The organism is Actinocorallia lasiicapitis (genome assembly GCF_054778695.1).
On the sequence record NZ_BAAGZI010000734.1, the window covers coordinates 1 to 1,296 of the forward strand.

The following is a 1,296-nucleotide window of genomic DNA, read 5'->3' on the forward strand; positions in this document are numbered from 1 at the left end:
GCACGGACCGCCACCACGGCCGAAGGGCATCTGTCGGGCGAGCACGGGCTGCGCGAGGCCGCCGCCCGGGCGATGGCCGACGGCGCCTACGGGGACGTCGCCGTCCTCGTCCACGAGATGGGACGGCTGGGGTTCGCCCGCGCCGCCAGACCGTTCTGGCAGGTCCCGGTCGAAGGGCCGTTCCTGCGGGCGCGGCTCGACTACACCCGGGCGCTGGCCACCGGCGACCTGGCGTTGCTGAGAGAGACAGCCGACACCTTCACCGGCTGCGGCGCGGCCCTCTACGCCGCCGAGGCCTACGCCGAACTGGCGCAGCACGCACGCGCGGACGGCGACGAACGCACCGCGACCCTGGCCGCCCGGTTCGCCCGGGCGCAGAGCGCGCTGTGCGAAGGGGCCCACACCCCGGCCCTGACCACCATGACCATGCTCAGGCCCCTCACCGGACGGGAACGCGACATCGCCTTCCTGGCCGCCCGCGGCCTGTCGGACAAAGAGATCAGCGAGAGGCTCGTCCTCTCCCGCCGGACCGTCGGCAACCACCTCCACCGCATCTACAAGAAGCTCGGCGTCAGGACACGGCGCGAGCTGTTCAGCCACATCGAGGCGTGATGAACCAGCCAGAACCCGTCGGCGTCCACCGCCGCCCCAGACCGGCCACCGCACCGAGAACAGCCGAACGTTCCTTCCCCGGACAGATCGACCAGATCGCCCACGCCCGCCGCTGGCTCACCTCGCTCCTCGGGCCCGAGCACGCGGCGGCCGACGACGCGGTCCTGCTGCTGTCGGAGGTCTTCACCAACTCCTGCCTGCACAGCAGGTCGGGCGCTCCCGGCGGGCGCGTCCGGGTGGAGGTCGCGATCACCGCCCGGCACGTCCGGGTCGAGGTGACCGACGCGGGCGGGCCGCGGCTCCCCCGCCGCAGCGACGGCCACGACCCCGACGCGGAGTCCGAACGCGGGCTGTGGCTGCTCGACATGCTCGCCAAGGACTGGGACTGGAGGCTCCGGGAAGACGGTGCCCTGTGCGTCCGCTACCTCGTCGAGGCCGGCGGCTGCCCGTGACAGGACGACAGATGCCCCCCGCCCCTGCTGCCGCCCCCATCGACCTGCTCCGCGAGACGCTCGGCCACACCATGACCGCGGCGGAGATGCGCCGCAGGTTCACCCAGCTCGCCCAGGCGGGCCGGTCCTCCGGCAGCCCCGCCGAGGAGCTGCATTCGGCGGTCCTGGCCGGGGGCCGGCAGCTCTGCCGTGAGCTCGGCGCCGACGCCCACCGCGACGGCGCCTCCGCGAC

3 protein-coding genes are annotated in these 1,296 nt (G+C 74.1%); all 3 read left to right on the plus strand.

From position 1 onward, the window contains the following. Positions 1 to 612: helix-turn-helix transcriptional regulator (locus tag ACYVE7_RS34210; protein WP_460370748.1), on the plus strand; the 612-nt coding region annotated here is incomplete at its 5' end. Continuing rightward, on the plus strand, positions 612 to 1,064 hold the full coding sequence (locus tag ACYVE7_RS34215) for an ATP-binding protein (protein WP_460370750.1): 453 nt from the start codon (positions 612 to 614) through the stop codon (positions 1,062 to 1,064). The genes ACYVE7_RS34210 and ACYVE7_RS34215, both read left to right, overlap by 1 nt. A gap of 11 nt (positions 1,065 to 1,075) precedes the next feature. Then, positions 1,076 to 1,296: hypothetical protein (locus ACYVE7_RS34220; protein ID WP_460370752.1), on the plus strand; the 221-nt coding region annotated here is incomplete at its 3' end.